Here is a 19,748-nt window from a genome sequence, read left to right on the forward strand (position 1 = left end):
GCCCCTCTGAAGGCAGGGGCCTGCAATATAGGGGTTATTCAAAACTTCCACCTAGAGCCAGATACAGATTCACCCTGTTGTCCAGACGTTCGCGGCGAACGTCCAGCAGGGACATTTCAGAACCTATCCAGCGGGTTTGGTGGCTGAGCAATTCAAACAGATCGATTTTGCCTACCTTGTATTGAATCTGGGCCAGCTCAAAGGTTTTCTTGTTGTCTGCTGTTGCCTGCGCCAGATATTCTTCGCGCTCCTTGAGTAATTTTTCTCCGGCCAGCCTGTTTTCCACTTCTTTGAAGGCGTTCAGCGCTACAGAAGCGTAGTTTGCGATTGCCTCTTTTTGCACAGCTGTGGCCTGTTCTATCTCAGCTTCAATTTCGCCACCGGTGTATAGTGGAGCAAAAAGTCCGGTAGTCAGTCCGGCAATAGCATCACCCAGAGCGTTAAGTCCGGCTCCGGCCCCGAAGGTGAAGCGGGGAAGGTGCAGCAGTTCGGCTCCTTTTTGAGCATAAAAAGCAGCTGCCACACGGTCCTCTGCGGCAATGATATCCGGCCTTCTTTCGAGGATGGATGAAGGTTGTCCGACTGGAATGGAAGGGGGAGTTGCAGCCAGTTTGTCAGCTCCCTTAAGTGTGCTGGAAGGATAACGGCCAATCAGGGTTTCAAGGCTGCGTGCTGCTTCCTCTCTTGCCTGTTCAGCCTTGGTTAGTGCGTCTTTTGCTGAAGCAAGCTGGGCATGAACCTGATGTACTTCCATCATGGATACCTTGCCGACTTTCTGCTTGCGTTCCTCAATGCTGTTCATTTTCTCCAGAATATCAACGACAGATTTAAGGAAATCCTGTTGGACATCAATTTCGTTGAGCAGGAACCAGTTGCGGGCCGTGGATGCAGCCAGTGACTGACGTCCGAATTCATAATCCGCCTGTATAGCCTTGGCTGATTCTTCTGCAGAACGTTTGCCCTGTCCCAGCCGTCCCCAGACATCTGCTTCCCAGGAAATCCCAAGTCCCGCACCTTGCGGGCTGGCGGTTCCCCCGGCAGTTGTTCCGGCCAATTGCCCTCCTAGTCCGACCGTTGGCAGCAGAGCCGCTCCGGCCTGCTTGGCAAGGGCATTGGCTTGATCTACTCTGGCAGCAGAAGCCTGTAGGTCTGGATTGTTTTTCATGGCTTCAGCAACCAGCGAATCAAGCTGGGGGTCCTTGAAGTCATGAATCCAGCCGTCTTTCACTGTGCCGCTGTCAACGACGGTTGCGGACCATTTATTCGGAGTGGCTGTTTTGGCTCCATCAGCTCCGGCAGTAGCTTCCGTGTGGGAATAATTGCGCTTGCATCCGCAGAAAATCAGCAGGAAACAGAGGGACAATAATATTTTTGTGTTGTTACGCATAAGGTTTCTCCTGCTTAGAGAGCTTCAAAGCAGATGATGTTCCGCCAACTGACCATACGCAGCAGAATCTGCCTGATCAGGGCCAGTGGTTCCATGCTTTCGCTATAGACACTCACCGCAGCGGAACTGCCAAGGGGCAGATTGTAAGCGGAAAGGTTGTCTGTCACGTTGATGAAAACCGGGACCCGTCCTTCGGGGATATGGGTGGATACGCTCAAGAGGTCCCCGGAAGGTTGCAGCTGGCCTTCAGCCAATGCTTCCTGAATTTTGGTTACCTCACCTTTGAATGCCCGACCCGGAATAGCCGGGAAAATTACCTCGGCTTTGAATCCGGGCTTGATGTTCTGGAGTGGGTTCTGTTTGAAAGCTGCCACCAGCATGGGGGATTCGGAATGAACAAAGGTCATTACCGGGCGCAGGGGCAAAGGTACTGCCATCATGCCCGGACGCAGACGCAACTGGGTGACCCAGCCGTCTGTAGGGGCAACCACAGTGGTGCTGTTCAGGTCGAACAGAGCCTTGTTTAGCTCGGATTGAAGTTTGCCTACTTCCTGTTGGTATTGTTCCACATCATATTGGCTGCCTGCGGCATGCTTGGCCAGTTCTTTGGATTCAGCTAGGCGGCGTTTGGCAAAACCAAGCTGGGCATTAACTTCGTCTACCCGGGCCTTGAAGGGGGTAGGATCAATGGAAAATAGTTTGTCCCCGGCTTTGATGGGAGTGTTCGGCTTTACATGCACGGCAATGGTTTTACCCCGGACCTGCGAAACAATAGGTGTGGTCTGGAAATAAATTCGTGCTTCCGGGGTGTAGGGATGATAGAAGGCCATACACAGGAAAATTCCGCCGACCACAAAAATCCCACCCACCACAGCAGTGGTCACAGTCCATTTGGTTACCGGAATTTTCAGGACCTTGAAGGCAAAGAAAACAATAGCCGCGTATGTTAATTCAATAAGTATATCCACGGCTATAACTCCTTCATTTCCGGTTCAGAGATTTCTTCAGTGGGAGTGGGGTCTGTTTCATGCTCTACAAAGGATTCATCGCTTTCCAGATCGGGCTTATGGATCATGGCCCATATCCAGAGGAAGGGCCAGATTGCGTGCAGTGTAAAGAGACTGACCCAGCCTGCGGCGTGAATAGCATCCTGATGGGGGTGGTTGCGTTTTTTGGCAATGTTGTACGGAATATCGTGAATGAAGATGATGCCGTAGACCAGCACCAGAAATACAAAGATCAGCATTCCGGCACCGATATAATCAAGTATGCGGGAACTAGTCTCAATCATAAGCTTCTCCTGCCTAAATATTGCGTGTAAGTAATTGACTACTTTATCAGAAATTGAGCTTTAATTTCCTGTAGCATATTTAAAGGTGAGGGCCTATCAAAAACTGCCCTTTTCATAGGGGAATTGCTAATTACATCCCGCGATTGCACTGCCGGACGCTCTGATGTAAATGGATACTCAACAAAATAAGCAAGGAGTCTTTTTATGGATAATATTGTTGCTGAATCTCTGACAGCTATGCCTGTTGAACGCAAAGACGGAACCTACGCTCTGCGTATTCCTCTGGCTCAGGGGCAGATGACCCCCGGCATGATGAAGACCGTCATGGAAACCATGGCTAAGTTCAATCTGACCTCCCTGCGCGTGACCACTGGGCAGCGCTTGAATCTGGAAGGTATTCCCAAGGATAAACTGGAAGAGGTTATTGCCAGCCTCGGAAACAAGATTGATAAAGTTCCGCCGACCGTAGGAGTCTGTACTGGTGTGGGCGTCTGTAAATTTGGCGTTCAGGACAGTCGCGAAATGGGCAAGAAGCTGCTCGACGTAGTTAAGGCTAACGGTCCCTATCCCTTTAAGATCAAAAGCGGTGTCTCTGGCTGTAAGATCGGTTGCGGATTCAGCAATGTACGTGACATCGGCCTTGTTGGTACCCCAAAGGGCTGGGATGTCCTTTTTGGAGGCGGCGCAGCACGTAACGTCCGCGCTGGCGTAAAGATCGGTACCAAGCTCGGTGACGATGAAGCCCTCGCACTTATCGAAAAGGCTCTTGATTTTTACAAAGAAAACGGCCGCAAGCGTGAACGCATCAGCGGTCTCGTCGACCGTCTCGGTGAAGAAGCTCTGCTCGAAGCCGTGAAGTAGGTTTATTTCGCTTTAGAATTTGTAAAGGCGGACTCCCTTAGGGAGCCCGCCTTTTTTGTTGCTGTTTATTGTTCTTCCCGTTTCTCCAAATACTCCACAGCCCATCCATTCACACTTTTAAAAATGGGGATCAACTTCAGTCCCATCTCGGTAAGGGAGTACTCCACTGCCGGGGGTACTTCCTGATATACCTTGCGGCTGACGATGCCGTGTTTTTCAAGTGCTCGAAGTTGCTGGGTCAGCATTTTCTGGGTCACTTTGGGCATCAGTCTGCGCATTTCTCCGAATCTTTTCGGCTCTCCGTCTGCGAGGTGCCAGATGATTAGCGGCACCCATTTTCCGGACAGGATTTCAAAGGCTACTTCCAATTCATATGTAAAGCTGCTGCAGCTCACTTTGTGAGTTCTGTCTTCAGGCATAATTCTCTCCATTTCTTGCGGCGAAATTTGGCCGTCATCAAAAATAATAAAAAATATTTGGATGGATTTTGCTGTTTTTTGGGAAATCTAAAAAATCTTTTTCAATTCAGTAGGACTTCCAACGTACCAGATTTAAACTCTTTTGTGTAGTTTTCTAATGATTCTAAAAGGTAGTTACCAAATGGGAACTACGTACCAGTTGTAAACTACGATACTGAAAGGTGCGTACTTTACATAGGAAAATTTTTTGTGTTTATAGCTACTCAACCGATGCAGAGAAACGTTTCTTGGTTGTTGAAAAGTTTTGTTTGACCTGTTCTGGATGTTTTAAAAGTTATAAATAATCAGTCTTGGTTAGTTTTAAATTAAAAGCATCTTCATAATAATAAAACTGCTTTAAAAAAGTAATGGAGAAAATTAAAATGGCAAGATTTACCATTCCCCGCGAAGTGTACTTTGGTGCAGGCAGCATTGAAGAACTCAAGAATATTAAAGGAAGCAAAGCTGTAATCGTTATTAGCGGCGGTTCTGTAAAGAGAAACGGTGCCCTTGATAAGATTGAAGGATTTCTGAAAGAAGCCGGTATTGAAACCACCCTGTTCGAAGGTGTTGAGGCTGACCCCTCCGTTGCAACTGTTCGCCGTGGTGTTGAACTCATGAACGACTTCCAGCCTGACTGGATCATCGGCGTGGGCGGCGGTTCCCCCATTGATGCTGCAAAAGCAATGTGGATTTTTTATGAAAATCCTGAGTTCACTTTTGAAGAAGCAGCCAAGCCTTTCAACTTGCCTGAGCTGCGTAAGAAAGCACGTTTCGTAGCTGTTCCCACCACCAGTGGTACCGGAACCGAGGTAACTGCGTTCTCTATCATCACCGACAATGATACCGAACTGAAGTTCCCCATTGCTGACTTTAACATTACTCCTGATCTGGCGATTGTTGATAGCGATCTGGCTCAGTCCATGCCCGCATCCCTCGTTGCCCACACCGGTATGGATGCGCTGACCCATGCTCTGGAAGCTTACGTTTCCATCATGGCTAACGAACTGACCGACTGCCTTGCTATGAAATCCATGGAGATGATTCAGGACGAATTGGTTAATTCCTACAAGGGTGACAAGGAATCCAGAGACAAAATGCACGTTTCCCAGTGCTTGGCTGGTATGTCCTTCTCCAACGCGATTCTCGGTATTGTTCACAGCATGGCCCATAAGACCGGACACCTTTTCGGCATTCCCCATGGCTGCGCAAATGCCATTTACCTCCCTGCTGCAATCCGCTTTAATGCTGAAAAAGCAGGTGAGAAATATGCTGATGCTGCGAAGAGGCTCGGTCTCGCCGGTTCTTCTGCTGAAGAGCAGGTAGAATCCCTGATCAACTTCGTGAAGAAACTCAACGTGGATATGCAGATTCCCGCTACCCTTAAAGATTTCGGTGTTAATGAAGATGATTTCCTTGCCAACCTCGACAAGATTGCCGAAGGCGCATGTGGAGATCCCTGCACCAGCACCAACCCTCGTGAAATCAGCGTTGAGCAGATGAAAGAACTGTTCAAGCAGTCCTACTACGGTAAATAAAGACCACAGGCTGTGAATCGTTGAAACAGCCGAAATAGGGGTGGACCGGAAGGTCCGCCCCTGCTATTAGCACATCTCCACGCACTACTTTCCTATCCTTTTCAAGATAATCAGGTTCCTTTCATTCAAGGGCCAAACCACACATCAATCATATGGGAAAACACATCATTGAAGAGGCCACCCGTTGCCTGCAATGTAAGAAACCGCTTTGCAGCAAGGGCTGTCCCCTCGGAACACCTATCAATAAAATGATCGAACTCCTGCTGGACGGTAAAATGCAGGAGGCCGGGGCTATGCTTTTTGAGAACAACCCGCTTTCCGTGGTCTGTTCACTTATTTGCCCCCATGAAAATTTCTGTGAAGGGCATTGCATTCTGGGGCGCAAGAGTTCTCCGGTGCAGTGCAGTGACATTGAAAACTATATTTCTCGCTATTATCTGGCTCAATTCCAGCCGCAGAAAAAGGAAAAGCGTAAATCACGTATCGCTGTTGTCGGTTCCGGTCCGGCCGGGATCACCGTGGCTTTCATCCTCGCTTTGAAAGGGTATGAAGTGACTATCTTTGAATCCGAGGAAAAGATCGGCGGGGTCCTGCAGTACGGTATCCCTGAGTTTCGTCTGCCCAAGGATATCCTTGAAAAGCTGCGCGAAGTGTTGATTCAGCTGGGCGTGAAGATTCGTCCTAACATGCTTATCGGCCCGGTCATCAGTATCGATGACCTGCTTCGTGACGGCTACAAGGCTATCTTCATCGGCACCGGGGTCTGGAATCCGCGTCCGCTGCGTCTCAAGGGCGAAACACTCGGCAATGTGCATTACGCTATCAACTATCTGAAGAACCCTGATGTCTACCAGCTGGGCAAGAAAGTTGCGGTTATCGGGGCCGGAAACGTAGCAATGGACGTGGCCCGTACTGCCTTGCGTAAAGGAGCAGAGGAAGTGACCGTGCTTTATCGTCGTGGTCAGGAAGATATGTCCGCTACCAAGTATGAGTACGATTACGCCAAACTGGATGGAGTGCGCTTCAAGTTCTTCCATTCTCCACTGGAGCTTTCCGAGGAAGGTGTGCTTTGTGTACGCACTGAAAAACAGGAAGGCGAAGACGGCAAGGTCAAGCTGGTTACTGTTGAAGGCTCAGAAAAACTGGAACAGGCTGATTCCGTTTTCATCGCCGTAAGTCAGGCCCCGCGTAACAACCTGACCGGGATTGAGATCGGCAAGACCGGACTGGTCATCACCGACGAGGAAGGACGCACTACCCGTGACGGTGTATTCGCTTCCGGGGACGTGGTCACCGGAGCCAGAACCGTTGCCGAGGCCGTACGGTGTTCCAAGAATTCCGCGCAGGCTATTATGGATTACGTGGAAGGGCTTTAGCTCAAACAGAAAAAATCCCGGAATGGACTACCATTCCGGGATTTTTATATCTATTGCATTGGTCTGCCGCGCATTCCACCGGGGCCGCGCCCCTCAGGTACACAGAAAGTCTGCTCTCCCCGGCTAATGCATAGGCCGGAAAGCATGCCGTGCGGGGTCTCAACGGTGCATTCCTCTCCTTGGGATTTACCTTTGCAGGCAGTGAAAGCTTCTTCAGGAGGGCCTTGGCGATTGCCACGGCCATGGTCTTGGCCCTGTCCCATTTCTTGCCCCATTCCATCTTGTCTCATGCCACCATGCATCATGGATTGGCCCATGCCGGAATTTCGATTTTGACTCCTGCTCATTTTCATTCTGTTGCCGCCCATTCCATCTGAAAATGAGTTGGGGGAACCGCCTTTCCATGTGGGTATTCTGGTATATGACGGATCGTATGGTTCAACCCCGCCGCCAGACACGCAGCGCACATAGTTATAGATGCGGATGTCATCGCCTTGCGGACCGCGTCCGTTGGGATATCGGTCGGGATTACCGGATTTAGGGTCACTGCGTTGTGCCCCGGCTCCGTGGACGTCCATCCATTGTTTGTTACTGCTGCGCGGAGGCGCGAAGTATCCCAAAGCCCGGCCAAAAGCGACATAGGATGCATGGGAAGGTTTAGGACCATCCATATGGGTGGTGGATGACCAGTAGTAGGATTCTTTGTCGGTAATTTTGAATATGGGATCAATGGCTGCGGTCCCGCTGGTTTTGGGACTGCGGCTGTAATCAACAATGGATTGCAGCTCTTTCACGTTGGGCAACCGCCAGTCATTGCGTCCTGCGTGAGTCAGTTTTTCGCAATAGCTCAGGGCTTCTTCCCAGTTCAGCTTTTTGATGCTGTCGCTCTGCTGCCAGATAAGTCCGGTGGCCTTGTCTTCAATAGTTCCGTCTTTGCGGTCTATGTAAATATTCTTTCCGTAATCCGGATTGCCGCGCACGTAGCGGATATATTTACTTTTTCGTCCACGGGGATCTTTTTTACCGTAGCCTTTTATACGACCATCTGCGAAGTTGACCCCGAATGCGGTGGGATTGCCGCCCATGGTCTTACTTACATATGTTGTTGAGGACCAGTCCTGACAGTCGATGATGCGCTCCCCCCTTGAGGTGTCGCCGTATTTGAATTCAAAGTAGTCAGTATTAATGAACGGGGTAGAGTGTTTTTCCTTGCCCTGCACCCAGCCTTTGAAGTCGATGAGCGAGTACAACTCCTTGATATTCGGGGCACGCCAGTCCGAATAGCCGCCTATACGGCAATCCTCGGCTCCATCCATAGCCTGTTGCCATGTTACTGCTGGGCCACGTTCCTTGACCCACATCAGTCCGGTCACGAGATCGGAGATTGTGCCGTCTCCATTGTCCTTGTAGCGTGGTTGGTTGCCTTTGTACTGGGCGTCCTGTCCGTAGAATTCATCTCCCTTGTCCGGGCAATGAATCTGTCGGGAATTGTTGAAGCAGGCTTGCTGTCCGCTGTCCACAATAGGGTAGTTTCCGGCCCAAGCGGATGTTGCACAGAGGAATAAGGCTGCAATTATCAGCAGGGGATATTTTTTCATACACGCTCCTGTTTTTTGTATTCAGTTAAGCATGAAGTTGAGTTTTCAGCCAGAGGAAAGGGGTGATTTTTACAAAAGTCGCGCTGATGTTAAGATTTACTTAATGTTGACCGCAATCAGGGACTCCTAAGGGGGATTGTTGTATTAAATGGTATGAACTGGAAACTATATCAATGGTTGGAGTTGCTGGCTCTTTTTGCAGCACTGCCGTCAGTTTATTATTTGGATCAGCACCCTTGCTTTTTCTTACCTGCATATAATTATTGAGAACTGGCTGGTGGTATTGTTGACTGTCCCGGCCGGGTATATTTTCGCACGCACTTACTTAAGAACATGATCGTTATTTTTAGCCGCACTGGAACATGCTCTTTATGGATGTTTTGTTTTTACTTCCGGGCTTGGAAAGTTTTTTTATAATCCTTAGAAGAGTAAAATTATATAGTCAGGATGGTTGATTTGAAGTTAGTGGGGTTGTTTATGTGTTCATGTTTTGTGGTAGGTCGCATTTAGTGTATGTTTTTTTTGTTTCAGCTTGATGGTTTACTTAAGGACTTGTTTTGTGTCGGTTTGTGGTGTTATATGATTGTATGTTTTAGGACGGGTTGTTGTTTTGGTTCAACAGGATGATATGTCTGTAAATTTAAACTTCGGTATTGAAAAGTATTCATCAAGCCGAGCTGGGGAGAAAATATGTCTAGGAAAATCGTTTTTGTACTGTTCAGTCTCATGTTAATTCTCGGTTTTGCTGGTTCCGCTATGGCGGGCAGCAACGCTAAGACTGGTTTGCTCACCTGTCACCGGGCAAGTCTTGAACCTCTGGCCATCGGTCCTGTTCAGACTGCGAAGTATTTTCCGACATCTTTTCAGGATAATATGACTCCGGAAGAAGCAGCAAAGTATGAGAAGGGCGGTAGCGAGATTGAGGATCTTTATGATGATCAGGGTGCTCTCATAGGTTCTGTCACATTTAGATATGCATATGAAAATAACAAATGGAAAGTTCGAGGTGATGCCACAATGTACGGGCAGAACCTTAGAGTCATTTATGAGTGTTATTAGTCTTTACCTGCTTTTTTTTGAAGGAGAGCCCGTCTGCCTTAGCAGGCGGGCTCTCAATTATATTAAGCGTAGAATATTGTCGCACCTACCATGCAGAGCAGGTAGAGACCACCGAATATGGCACCCAAAGCCCACCAGCGGGCCTGACTGATGAATCCTGAGCCGTACCAGATGGGCGCCGGTCCTGTGGCGTAGGGGGTGATGATTCCCATGACACCTAAACTACCGGCCAGCAGAATCGCAAAGGTGGGCATCAATTCTGGTGGAATCAAAGGCTTTGCGATGGCAAGGAAAAGGGGCAATAAGGCGGTGGTGTGGGCTGTAGTGCTGGCAAAGAAGTAGTGCAGTACGAAAAAGAGCACAACCAGCATGATTGCAACTGTCTCTGTGGGCATGCCTTGCAGGTTAGTGGAAACAAGTTCGCCGATCCATTTCAGCACTCCGGCTTTCTTTAATCCGCTGGCCATGGCTACAAGGGTTGCGAACCAGACCAGCACGTTCCACGCGCCTTTGTTGCTGATTACATCCTGCCAGTTGATAACATCGGTGACGACCATCATTGCCAGCACGAACATAGCGGCAACAGTGCTGTTAACGCCTAGTTCCTTGCCGAAAATCCAGAAAAGCAGGGCAACGAGGGCATATCCCAGCATCATAAATTCTTTGGTGCTGACCTTACCCATTTTGTTTAGTTCCGAAGCAGCCCAATCCGGAGCTTCCGGTGAATGTTTTTGGGTGGGCGGATAAATTACATAGGCCAGCCATGGAGTCAGCAGGAACAGGGGCAGCATGAGCGGAATCATGATCTTGGCCCATTGTCCCCATTGGATGGTGATTCCGGTTCCCTGAGTGATCAGATCCACAGCCAGCAGGTTGGGGGCCAGCGCGGTCAGGAACATTGAGCTGGTAACGCAGGTTGCGGCAAAGGCAACCCATGTCAGGTACGAACCGATCTTGCGTGGCTCATTCTCCGGGGTGGAGTTGAACATGGGCGGGATGTTGCTGGCGATAGGGTAGATTGTCCCGGCACTACGGGCTGTATTTGAAGGCATGAACGGGGAGAGTACGAGGTCTGAAAAAGCGATGGCGTACCCAAGGCCGAGAGTGTTCTTACCAAGATGTTTGATTAGAATAAGGCTGATGCGCTTGCCTAATCCTGTTTTTTTGTAGCCCATGGCAAACATGAACGCGGAAAAAATGAGCCAGATTACGCCGTTTGAAAAACCTGAAAGGGCCCAGTTGCGGCTTGCTGTCGGGCTGGGATCGACCAGTCCCAGCATTGCCACTACCGTTACCCCAACCAGACCGACTAGAGCAGCTGGAACTGGTTCGACGATGAGGCCGACCACTACTCCGACGAAAATGCTCAGGAAATACCATGCTTCGGGCTGAAGTCCTTCCGGTGTGGGAAAGAGAGCCATAACGATCGCAACAATGACAGGGGAGAACTTTTGGAGCTTATCCATGTGACCTCACAGTGATCTAGGGTTCGCAGGAATATGTATTCAAAAGCCTGTAACTCGCAAAAATCATTAGTCTCCGCCTGAAAGAGGTGGGCAGAGCTGATTATTAATGGCATAATTTTGAATGCTGGGTCAATTAGACATAAAAAAAATCCCGGCAGTCCGATGTGGGCTGCCGGGATTTTCTTGTTGGATTTGGTAATCTTTACGATGAACGAAGTTCACCGATCAGCTCGGTCAGTTCGCTGGACATGACAGCCAGTTCCTGAACGGCTTTTGCTGATTGCTGGATGCCTTCGGTGGTTTCACGGGTGATGTTGTTGATCTCACTGATAGCACTGTTGATCTGCTCTGAAGCGCTGGATTGCTGTTCAGATGCAGTGGCAATACCTTCCACCTGATTTGCACTGTATTCTACCGTGCTTACGATAGATTCAAGGGAAGCTCCCGATTTGGCTGCCAGTTCCGTGGTTTGTTCAACTGCTGAAACGGCATTCTCCACCTCACGCATGTTGGTGCGCATGGCCTGCTGTATGCTTTCTACATTGCTGCCTACTTCATGGGTTGCAGCCATGGTTTTTTCAGCAAGTTTACGTACTTCGTCGGCAACCACCGCGAATCCCCGTCCGGCCTCCCCGGCACGAGCTGCTTCAATAGCTGCGTTTAAGGCCAGCAGGTTGGTCTGGTCGGCAATGTCGGAAATCACATCCATGACAGTACCGATTGATTCCGTCTGTTTACCGAGATTTTCCATGTTGGAACGCAGGTCGTCGGCAATAGTGCTGACTTCTGTGATTGAACGTACGGACTGGGAGACAATTTGTGCTCCCTCTTCTGCCTGATGCTTGGCTTCCATGCTTTTTCCGGAGGCACTGGAAGCGTTGCGGGCAACTTCCATGATGGTGCTGTTCATCTGATCCATGGCAGTCGCTGTCTCGGTGATTCTTTCCCGCTGTATTTCAGAACCGTTGCTGATCTGTTCCACCTGAGCGGCCAGTTCTTCACTGGCGGATGAAAGCTGTTCGGAAATTGCCTGGGTGCGTTCCGCCACATCCTGCATTTTGCGCTGAGCTTCGCGGATTGCAGTCTGGTCGAGGATAACTTCAATTGCGCCGACTACTTCGCCGTCTTTTTCAATAGGTACGCCGAAGTAGTCCATATCTACTTTCCCGTTGATAGTATTCATTGAGGTTGAACCGTTTTCAGCCTTGCGAGAAATAAATGATTTGCTGCAGGCGCAATTTTTAGTTTCGCAGTCCGCAGTGTTCAATGTGGCTGAACATTTGCCTTGTTTCAGCTCATCTAAGGATTTACCGAGCAGGTCTGTGCCCGGTTTGTTCATGAACAGGATGTTCATTTCACGGTCAATGGTCATAACCGGCATGGGCACGGAATCAATGAAGGATCTCATCACATTCATAGCCAGATTTGTGCGGTTGATGAGTTCTGCAAAGCTGCCTTTCAGTTCGCTGCTGTCAGCCTGACTGTCGATTCGTCCTTCTTCAATCCCGGTAATGGCGGTGTCGATTTCTGACATTACTTTGTTTAATGTGCTGCCTACCTGAGCCATGTCCTTGCAGATCATACCGACTTCATCATTTTGATTTACTGCCATTTTAGTGTCGAGGTTTCCGCTAGCCAACTCTTGTACATAGACGCGGGCTTTTGAGAGCGGGCCGGTTATGCTGCGGGCGATGAAGAATGCCAGTACTGCTCCTGCCAGCAAAGTCAGGCCGGACATGAGTGTCATATTGTCTACTGCAGAGGCTATTGCTGTCTGCATTCTGGGGCCAAGCTCATCCTGTGCTTCCATGATGGAAAGCTTCAGGTTTTCAATGTGCTTTGCGGTGATGGGACCTAGGGAATCAAGCTTCTGCTTTGCCGCAACCTGTCCCATGTTGGCTTCGATGATTTTTTGGGTGTGTAGAACGTATTGTCTGTTATTCTCAGTCAGTTCGTTGATAAGTCCCAGATCGGAAGGGGAGTAGAGGACATTCTGGATGTCGCCGATGCTTTTTTCAAACTCGCCAAGGAGATTTATTGCTTTTTCAGCATCGGCTTTCTGATGGCTTTTAAAAATAAAGATGGAGTTGGCAAGTCTTGCCTCAAACAGGGCCGCCTTGCTTCTCTGTACCATGGCAATCAGGAAGCTGTCTTCTCGCTCATTGGCACTTTGCAGCAGCGTTTCCAAGCCATTAACAAGTACCTTCCCGTTTTCGCTCGCTTGAGAAATCGATTGCTGTTCTTTTTTCTTGGATGAGAGGAATTGGTTAAAGGTAGTTTGGTAGGTTGCAACTTCATGCTTGATTTCTTTAACCAGTTCGATCCGTTTAGGAGAGCTCATCTCCTTTTCCGCAGTCCGGATGAATTCCTGAAGTTTGGATATCTTCTCGTTGTATTGCTTTAGGGAGCTTTCTGCTCCGGAATTCGTATAGGAAATCGCGCCCATGCGGGTCAGCAGCAGGTTGGCCTGAATTCTTCCGGTTAGATTTGTCTGACGGGCCAGTCTCCGGTATTCGGTAAATCCGTCTGAACTTTCTGTCAGTTTTAAAATACCTTGCCCCGCAGTGGCTGCAAGCAGGATGAGGATAAGAATAAATCCCACAGCAATTTTAGTTGTTACCCCTAAGTTTTTAAGCATCGGACAGTCTCCCCTTTAAATGTCAGGCTTTTATCTATTTGAATTGGTTGTGATAATTAAATTAAAGGTGTTGAGTTGTCAATTGAGTTTAATTTTATAGTATACATGCTATTGTTACAAAAGTGTAGTATTATTGTTGTAAAGGGTAAAAAAAGACCCCGGAACATTGTCCGGGGGCTTTGCTGCAAGCATTCGGTTTGTTGCGTTAGTCGTGTATCCCAAATTCCTGTTGGAGTATCTTTCTTCTAATTTCTTTGAAACGGCCTCTTTTTTTCATTTTCTCTAAAGTCGTTGTTAACTGCGGAACCAAAGCAGAGTGCTCTATATTGAGATAGTGATATAAATTGGTTGTTGCGATAGGCGACTGTAGCATCACGACATCATCAGATTGTATCTTTTTTAAAGTCATGAGTCCGGCAATGCGGGCAATCAACCCCGCATCCAGTCTCTTAAGGCTGATCATTTTTACAAGTTGCTCGTTGGTTTCAAGTCCTCTTGTATTGCGTAATTTTTCGATTGCGATCTTATTCTCAATAAAAATGATCCCCCTGAAGTAACCGACCCTTAAGTGACGCAAAGTATTCCAGTTTGCTTTTACTTGTGAATTCTTACGGGCCAGTACCATTAAATCTACATGGTCGATTGGAACGGGAATTTTGATCAGGTTCGGGTACTTTTCGTCTACTCCGCTGATTTTGAAGAGTTCTCCGTCTACTACACCAGAGTGGGCTGAATGTGTTGAGCGCAAAAGTGGGAGTGCTTTGAACTCCACTTCAATTCCAAGAGCTGAATATGCTTCGCGCAATATCTCGTACACGATTTGGGATCGGGGGGATGTTATCCCGGACAGCACCAGTTCTTCTCCTGCAAAGCACGGAGTGGAGATGAGTATGGTCAGCAAGGTCCATATGAGCGTGGCTACGTTCTTCATTTAAGGTCCCTCACTTGGCTATTGCAGATACCCCCAGCCGACCAGCCGGTCATATGCGTGTTTCGCATAATCTCCTTGATTGTTGATTTTGAGGAAACGGTAGTATTCATTAGCTGCCATATCCCGGTTACCAAGGGCTTCATAGGAGATCCCTTTGTAGAATGTCGTCATTGGGTTTCCGGGGAGTTTCTTTCCATAAGCATCGAAGTTGGCAAGGGCCTGCCTGAATTTGTGGTTCTCAAGGCTGAGCATCCCGGTCATGTGCAGGGCCTGTGCTTCCTGTGGATATCTGTTCTTGGCCTGCTGGGCGTAGTGCAGCCCTTCCTTGGCTTTACCTTGTGCCAGTTGGCATTTGGACATGAGCAGCAAGCCTGCGTAATCATTGGGTGCGATGCGTAGGGCTTTTGAAAAATGGTCTTCTGCTTCATGGTAGCTCTTCTTGCGCATGGAACCTTCGCCTTTCTGCATTTCCACGATAGCAGGTTTGATCTTGCGGATGGAGGCGATGTTGTCCATGTAACGTTCGCGCAGGAGTTTGCCATGGCTGTTTGCGTATACAGTATCCCTTTTCTTTACGGCGGTTGCGTATCGTTCTGAGCTCATGGGATGAGAAGCGAACATCTGCTGCACGAAAGAAGGCTTGCTCTTATGTAGTTTTTCCAGTTCTTCCATGAGGCCGACCATGCCTTCCGGGTCGTAGCCGACGTTGTCCATGTATTCCATTCCAAGACTGTCAGCCTGTCGTTCATCAGAGCGGGAGTAACTAGCCAAAAGCATTCCGGCTCCGATTCCGCCCAGACCTGCTGCCAGCGGAACAAGGCGGCTGTCCTGAGTTGCTGCAACTCCAACCCCGACAGCAACGATGCCCTGCACGGCAATGGCTGAGCTCATGCGTGATGCTGTGTGGCGGGCATTTACGTGTCCTATTTCGTGGCCCATGAGTGCGGCAAGTTCTGCTTCATTTTCAAGGGTGACCAGAATGCCGCGGGTGCAGGCGATGCTTCCGCCGGGAAAAGCGTAAGCATTAACGTAGTTGGCATTCACACAGCGGAAAGAATAGGGCATGTCCGGCCGGTGGCTACTGGAGGAAAGGGAAACCCCGACTTTGGAAATATAGTCATTGACCCGGCTGTCTTGAACTGCACCGTAGTCCGCAGAGAACTGGTGCGGGGAATTCTGGCGGTCCATCTGAATTTCCTGTTGCTCGGAAACCAGCATGAGTTGCTGTTGTCCGGTAACAGGGTTGATGGCGCACCCGCTCAGGATACCGAGCGCGCCCCCGGCGGCCAGCTTCAGGGCCTGCCTTCTGGAAATTGCAGTTGATTTGCTTTTGTTGCCCATGTTTCCTCCGAAATCTTCGTTATCTATAAAGATATATCTGCACGGTGCCTTTGGCAACAGTTTCCAGGTTATATGTTTTTTGAAAAAGAATGCGATGGTGAATTGGAATATAATATCTTTGTCGAAGAAACCATGGTCAGAGATTGTAGATTTGATGATGTGCAGCTGATATATTTGCGGGCAAAGATTACTAATTGATTACATTTGTAGCTGAGATGTTGACTTAAATATGGTTGTGTGCCTTGTAATTTGTTAAAGGCTTGTACCGGGGTATGTCCCGCAATTGTTAATGTATTATGGAGCTGCAAAGTGAATATACCGCTACAAGGTGAGTCTATCGGGGAGACTCCTGTACTTGAGTTTAACAATGTTTCGTTCAACTGGCCGGGAGGCAAAGGGTTACACGAAGTTTCCTTTTCTGTGCCTGCGGGACAGTTTGTGCTTGTTTCCGGGCCTTCGGGAGCCGGAAAGTCTACGCTGCTGCGTCTGGCGGTCCGGCTTGAAGAGGTCGTACTGGGCCAAATTTTATTGAAAGGTGACCCCATACAATCCATCTATCCTCCGGAGTTGCGGACCAAGATCGGTTTCGTGCAACAGACCCCCACTGTGCTGCCCGGTACGGTGCGTGAAAATCTTCTGCTGCCTTTTACCCTCAACATCAGGAAGGGCGGAGAGGTTCCATCGGATGCAAACCTCAATAAATGGCTGGAACGGGTTGGGCTTGACGAAGTCTCGCTGGATAGTGAAGCTTCTGATCTTTCTGTGGGCCAGCGCCAACGTCTCTGTCTGATCCGTTCGGTTCTGCCCAAGCCTGTGGCAATATGTTTTGATGAACCTACCAGTGCCCTTGATAAGGAAAGTCGGGAACGGGTGGAAGGGATAGCTGAAGAGCTGGCCGCAGACGGAATTGCCGTGCTTATGGTAAACCACAGCAGCTATCATCCCAGCTGTCCGCATATGCACCTGACTGTTTCGGAAGGCAAGGTGGAGGTCCTCTCATGAACAATGCCTTTATCTCCATAACATGGGTGCAGTTGCTGATAGCCTTGAGTCTTGTTTCTGTTTCCGGGGTCCTCTCCATTTACTACAAACTCAAGCTGGAGAAAGATCTGGCCATCGGCGTCCTGCGTTCTTTTGTGCAGCTTTTGACCATGGGGTACCTGCTTAAGATTATATTCGGCTTGAACAGTGCCGTGCTGGTCTTGGCTCTTTATCTTGTGATGACCCTATTTTCGGTCAATATCATTCATGGCCGGGTCAAAGAGAAAAATGTTTCCTATCTTATGCCTACGGGATTGGCGGTCATGCTCAGCTACTCGCTGGTGACTATTCTGGTCACTAAGGTGGTTATCGGTGCCCAGCCTTGGTGGGACCCGCAATATTTCATCCCCATTGGGGGGATGATCGCGGGGAATTCCATGAACTCGCTGGCCCTTTCGCTGGAGAGGTTTTTTTCTGAACTGAAGAGTCGCCGGGATGAGGTAGAAATGCTGCTTTGCCACGGGGCTGATTACAAGGAAGCCACAGCTGAAATTTTCCGCGATGCCTTGCGCGCAGGCATGATCCCGGCCATCAACTCTCTCATGGGCGTGGGGCTGGTTTTTCTGCCCGGTATGATGACTGGTCAGATTCTGGCCGGGGCTGACCCTGAAGAGGCGGTCCGTTACCAGATAGTGGTCATGTTTATGTTGGTGGCTTCCACAGCACTTTCAACAATTATTGTTCTGTTGCTGGTCCGTAAACGTTGTTTTTCATCGGCAATGACCCTGCTTACCGGGAGAAAAGCAGGTGAGTAGTTGAAATGTGGTAATTATTAACACTATGATGTATTTAAGCATCAGTATCTAATATTTTTTTGAGGGGGGGATGTTGTTTTATTTGAGTGAAATGTTTCAGGAGTTATTTGCCAATAACAGTCTGTGCAAGACATTTATAGAAGATTCCCCTGACGCCATTGTTATTACAGATGTTGATGGCAGTGTCTTGGGCGGTAATTCCCGTGCTGCGGAACTGTTTGGTTATGTAGATACAAGTTCAATCCCCCTCAACGTAAATGAAAGCTACAAGCACTCTGAGGATCGGGAGCGGTTAATTGATCTGCTTTCCACTGGCAAAGCTGTTCAGGATTTCGAGGCAGAGGTCTTGGATCGGGACGGCAATTCTTTTTTTGCCAGCATCAGTGTGTCCGTGATGGATGTGGGAGGGCTGAGGGTTCTTGTTTCTATTGTCAGGGATATTTCAGAAAGCAAGAAAGCACAGTTGAATGAGATAAGGTTCGAAACTCTGGCCTCGCTGTCCGGTATGGCTGACGCTGATTTTAGTCAGATATATGATTTCGCTTTAGAAGCTGCAGTAAGGATAACCAGAAGTAAAATCGGTTACATTTATTTCGTTAATGAAGATGAATCGGAGCTTAGGTTGTATGCCTGGTCGCGAAGCGTGATGCCGCAGTGCTCTGTGGAATCAATTCCCGATGTATACCATGTGAATGATGTCGGAGTCTGGGGGGATGCAATCAGGCAGCGCCGTCCAATGATTCTCAATGATTACGGTGCGTGTGTGGCAAAGAAGGGGCTTCCCGCAGGACATGTTCCTATCAACAGGCACATGAATGTTCCGCTTTTTGATGATGGCAAGATAGTGCTTCTCGTCGGTGTTGGAAACAAGGAAGATGAGTACGATGATGAAGACGTGCGCCAACTGAGCCTGCTTATGGACGGCATGTGGAATATTGTTCGCCGCAAGCAGGCGGATGAGGCTTTGAGGCAGGCATATGCAGAAATGGAATGTAAGGTGGAAGAGCGGACTCAGGAACTGAGTAACGCCCTTACTGACCTACGGGTTGTGAACAAGGAAATGGCCAAAGAGGTTGGGCAGCGCCGATTGGCCGAGAAGAGGTTGCGCCAGTTTGAAAGGCTGGTTGAGGTCAGCCCGGATATGGTTTCTCTCATTGACCCAGACTACCGCTATGTCATGGTCAACGAGGCATATGTGGAGTTTTTCGATAAGCCCAAAGTTTTTTTTCTTGGGAAGCCTGTATATGAAATCACAGGAAGAGAAGTCTTTGATACTCGATCCAAGACCTTAATTGATTCTGCGTTTGCGGGGCAGACGACAGGTTTTGAAGCGTGGATAACCCTGCCGCTCAAGGGAAAACGCTACTTTTCTGTTACTTATCACCCTGTTGATTCGGTTGTCGGTGAGGGCAGGTTGGTCAGTATTACTGCTCACGATATTACTGAGCAGAAAGAAATGCTTGAAGAGGTCAAGCGTTTAGCCAGTACGGACTATCTGACCGGAGCACACAACAGGCGTCATTTCATGCACCGTGCAGAAACCGAGCTGGATCGTCTGACTCGGTATGGTGGTGAGCTGTATCTTATGATGCTGGATATTGATCACTTCAAGAACGTTAACGATACTTACGGACACAGCGTGGGTGATGTGGTTCTAAAAGAATTGGTCAAATGTTGCACTGCCACTTTGCGCACCTCTGATGTGTTCGGACGACTTGGCGGGGAAGAGTTCGCAGCCCTACTGGTTCACGGTAGTGTGGAGTCGGCAATTCAGGTGGCTGAGAGATTGCGTAAGGCTATTGAAGATCTGGAGGTCCGTTCCGGAGAACATATTGTAAAATTTACGATAAGTATCGGTCTGACCATGGTTTGCGCTAACGAGGATGTTGAAGCAGCCCTGAAACATGCAGATAAATGTTTATATCAAGCTAAGGAACAAGGCAGGAATCAGGTCGTTTCATACTGTATGCATGAAGATTGATGAGCTGTCTGATAATTTAAAAGGCCG

The 19,748-nt window shown here is 48.8% G+C and carries 16 protein-coding genes; 7 read left to right on the forward strand and 9 right to left on the reverse strand.

The window, feature by feature from the left end:
- Positions 1–34 precede the first annotated feature (34 nt).
- The 3 genes from ACO05Z_RS03975 to ACO05Z_RS03985 are packed head-to-tail and all read right to left on the reverse strand — an operon-like array spanning position 35 to position 2,678.
- Entirely contained in the window at positions 35–1,387 is a 1,353-nt protein-coding gene (locus ACO05Z_RS03975; protein WP_421900727.1) for a TolC family protein, read from the reverse strand.
- A gap of 14 nt (positions 1,388–1,401) precedes the next feature.
- Positions 1,402–2,355, reverse strand: coding sequence for an HlyD family secretion protein (locus ACO05Z_RS03980; RefSeq protein WP_421900729.1), 954 nt, complete (start codon positions 2,353–2,355; stop codon positions 1,402–1,404).
- 2 nt (positions 2,356–2,357) lie between these two features.
- The gene (locus ACO05Z_RS03985; RefSeq protein WP_421900731.1) at positions 2,358–2,678 is read right to left on the reverse strand and encodes a DUF3302 domain-containing protein; all 321 of its coding nucleotides are present in this window, start codon (positions 2,676–2,678) and stop codon (positions 2,358–2,360) included.
- A 204-nt stretch (positions 2,679–2,882) separates the two neighbouring features.
- Here ACO05Z_RS03985 and ACO05Z_RS03990 point away from each other — a divergent pair, with 204 nt between their 5' ends.
- The gene (locus ACO05Z_RS03990; protein ID WP_421900733.1) at positions 2,883–3,539 is read left to right on the forward strand and encodes a nitrite reductase; all 657 of its coding nucleotides are present in this window, start codon (positions 2,883–2,885) and stop codon (positions 3,537–3,539) included.
- Positions 3,540–3,604: 65 nt separating this feature from the next.
- On the opposite strand, the gene ACO05Z_RS03995 is transcribed toward ACO05Z_RS03990, so the two are convergent.
- Positions 3,605–3,958, reverse strand: coding sequence for a winged helix-turn-helix transcriptional regulator (locus ACO05Z_RS03995; RefSeq protein ID WP_421900735.1), 354 nt, complete (start codon positions 3,956–3,958; stop codon positions 3,605–3,607).
- A gap of 422 nt (positions 3,959–4,380) precedes the next feature.
- On the opposite strand from ACO05Z_RS03995, the gene ACO05Z_RS04000 reads away from it, so the two are divergent.
- Both ACO05Z_RS04000 and ACO05Z_RS04005 read left to right on the forward strand, forming a co-directional pair.
- Positions 4,381–5,535, forward strand: coding sequence for an iron-containing alcohol dehydrogenase (locus ACO05Z_RS04000; RefSeq protein WP_421900737.1), 1,155 nt, complete (start codon positions 4,381–4,383; stop codon positions 5,533–5,535).
- 152 nt (positions 5,536–5,687) lie between these two features.
- Positions 5,688–6,911: an NAD(P)-dependent oxidoreductase gene (locus tag ACO05Z_RS04005; protein ID WP_421900739.1), complete on the forward strand. Its 1,224-nt coding sequence runs from the start codon at positions 5,688–5,690 to the stop codon at positions 6,909–6,911.
- Positions 6,912–6,961: 50 nt separating this feature from the next.
- On the opposite strand, the gene ACO05Z_RS04010 is transcribed toward ACO05Z_RS04005, so the two are convergent.
- Entirely contained in the window at positions 6,962–8,509 is a 1,548-nt protein-coding gene (locus tag ACO05Z_RS04010) for a DUF1566 domain-containing protein (RefSeq protein ID WP_421900741.1), read from the reverse strand.
- A gap of 690 nt (positions 8,510–9,199) precedes the next feature.
- Between ACO05Z_RS04010 and ACO05Z_RS04015 the strand changes: the two genes are divergently transcribed.
- The gene (locus ACO05Z_RS04015; RefSeq protein ID WP_421900743.1) at positions 9,200–9,568 is read left to right on the forward strand and encodes a hypothetical protein; all 369 of its coding nucleotides are present in this window, start codon (positions 9,200–9,202) and stop codon (positions 9,566–9,568) included.
- Positions 9,569–9,630: 62 nt separating this feature from the next.
- On the opposite strand, the gene ACO05Z_RS04020 is transcribed toward ACO05Z_RS04015, so the two are convergent.
- The 4 genes from ACO05Z_RS04020 to ACO05Z_RS04035 all read right to left on the reverse strand — a co-directional run bounded on the left by ACO05Z_RS04020 (position 9,631) and on the right by ACO05Z_RS04035 (position 15,944).
- Positions 9,631–11,034: an anion permease gene (locus ACO05Z_RS04020; protein WP_421900745.1), complete on the reverse strand. Its 1,404-nt coding sequence runs from the start codon at positions 11,032–11,034 to the stop codon at positions 9,631–9,633.
- Between the two features lie 202 nt (positions 11,035–11,236).
- Positions 11,237–13,672 (reverse strand): methyl-accepting chemotaxis protein, encoded by a 2,436-nt coding sequence (locus tag ACO05Z_RS04025; RefSeq protein WP_421900747.1) that lies wholly within the window; start codon positions 13,670–13,672, stop codon positions 11,237–11,239.
- A gap of 205 nt (positions 13,673–13,877) precedes the next feature.
- A complete protein-coding gene (locus tag ACO05Z_RS04030; protein WP_421900749.1) occupies positions 13,878–14,603 on the reverse strand; it encodes a substrate-binding periplasmic protein in 726 nt (241 codons plus the stop codon).
- An 18-nt stretch (positions 14,604–14,621) separates the two neighbouring features.
- Positions 14,622–15,944: a M48 family metalloprotease gene (locus tag ACO05Z_RS04035; protein ID WP_421900751.1), complete on the reverse strand. Its 1,323-nt coding sequence runs from the start codon at positions 15,942–15,944 to the stop codon at positions 14,622–14,624.
- Between the two features lie 309 nt (positions 15,945–16,253).
- On the opposite strand from ACO05Z_RS04035, the gene ACO05Z_RS04040 reads away from it, so the two are divergent.
- From ACO05Z_RS04040 to ACO05Z_RS04050, 3 genes are all read left to right on the forward strand, one after another.
- Positions 16,254–16,946 carry an ABC transporter ATP-binding protein gene (locus ACO05Z_RS04040; RefSeq protein ID WP_421900753.1) on the forward strand — a complete coding sequence of 231 codons (693 nt, stop codon included), beginning with the start codon at positions 16,254–16,256 and terminating at the stop codon, positions 16,944–16,946.
- Positions 16,943–17,740 (forward strand): ABC transporter permease, encoded by a 798-nt coding sequence (locus tag ACO05Z_RS04045; protein WP_421900755.1) that lies wholly within the window; start codon positions 16,943–16,945, stop codon positions 17,738–17,740. The genes ACO05Z_RS04040 and ACO05Z_RS04045 overlap by 4 nt, the downstream gene beginning before the upstream one ends.
- A 91-nt stretch (positions 17,741–17,831) precedes the next feature.
- Positions 17,832–19,721 (forward strand): diguanylate cyclase, encoded by a 1,890-nt coding sequence (locus ACO05Z_RS04050; RefSeq protein WP_421904161.1) that lies wholly within the window; start codon positions 17,832–17,834, stop codon positions 19,719–19,721.
- Positions 19,722–19,748: the final 27 nt, after the last annotated feature.

The sequence above is a fragment of the Maridesulfovibrio sp. genome, from assembly GCF_965230075.1.
Taxonomy (GTDB): domain Bacteria; phylum Desulfobacterota; class Desulfovibrionia; order Desulfovibrionales; family Desulfovibrionaceae; genus Maridesulfovibrio.

Excerpts from the sequence above, each read along its gene's own strand:
- ACO05Z_RS04015 (WP_421900743.1), top strand. The coding sequence starts at position 9,200 with ATGTCTAGGAAAATCGTTTTTGTACTGTTCAGTCTCATGTTAATTCTC.
- ACO05Z_RS04005 (WP_421900739.1), top strand. The coding sequence starts at position 5,688 with ATGGGAAAACACATCATTGAAGAGGCCACCCGTTGCCTGCAATGTAAG.
- ACO05Z_RS04030 (WP_421900749.1), bottom strand. The coding sequence starts at position 14,603 with ATGAAGAACGTAGCCACGCTCATATGGACCTTGCTGACCATACTCATC.
- ACO05Z_RS03985 (WP_421900731.1), bottom strand. The coding sequence starts at position 2,678 with ATGATTGAGACTAGTTCCCGCATACTTGATTATATCGGTGCCGGAATG.
- ACO05Z_RS03995 (WP_421900735.1), bottom strand. The coding sequence starts at position 3,958 with ATGCCTGAAGACAGAACTCACAAAGTGAGCTGCAGCAGCTTTACATAT.
- ACO05Z_RS04050 (WP_421904161.1), top strand. The coding sequence starts at position 17,832 with ATGTTTCAGGAGTTATTTGCCAATAACAGTCTGTGCAAGACATTTATA.
- ACO05Z_RS04020 (WP_421900745.1), bottom strand. The coding sequence starts at position 11,034 with ATGGATAAGCTCCAAAAGTTCTCCCCTGTCATTGTTGCGATCGTTATG.
- ACO05Z_RS03990 (WP_421900733.1), top strand. The coding sequence starts at position 2,883 with ATGGATAATATTGTTGCTGAATCTCTGACAGCTATGCCTGTTGAACGC.
- ACO05Z_RS04035 (WP_421900751.1), bottom strand. The coding sequence starts at position 15,944 with ATGGGCAACAAAAGCAAATCAACTGCAATTTCCAGAAGGCAGGCCCTG.
- ACO05Z_RS04010 (WP_421900741.1), bottom strand. The coding sequence starts at position 8,509 with ATGAAAAAATATCCCCTGCTGATAATTGCAGCCTTATTCCTCTGTGCA.
- ACO05Z_RS04000 (WP_421900737.1), top strand. The coding sequence starts at position 4,381 with ATGGCAAGATTTACCATTCCCCGCGAAGTGTACTTTGGTGCAGGCAGC.
- ACO05Z_RS03975 (WP_421900727.1), bottom strand. The coding sequence starts at position 1,387 with ATGCGTAACAACACAAAAATATTATTGTCCCTCTGTTTCCTGCTGATT.
- ACO05Z_RS04045 (WP_421900755.1), top strand. The coding sequence starts at position 16,943 with ATGAACAATGCCTTTATCTCCATAACATGGGTGCAGTTGCTGATAGCC.
- ACO05Z_RS04025 (WP_421900747.1), bottom strand. The coding sequence starts at position 13,672 with ATGCTTAAAAACTTAGGGGTAACAACTAAAATTGCTGTGGGATTTATT.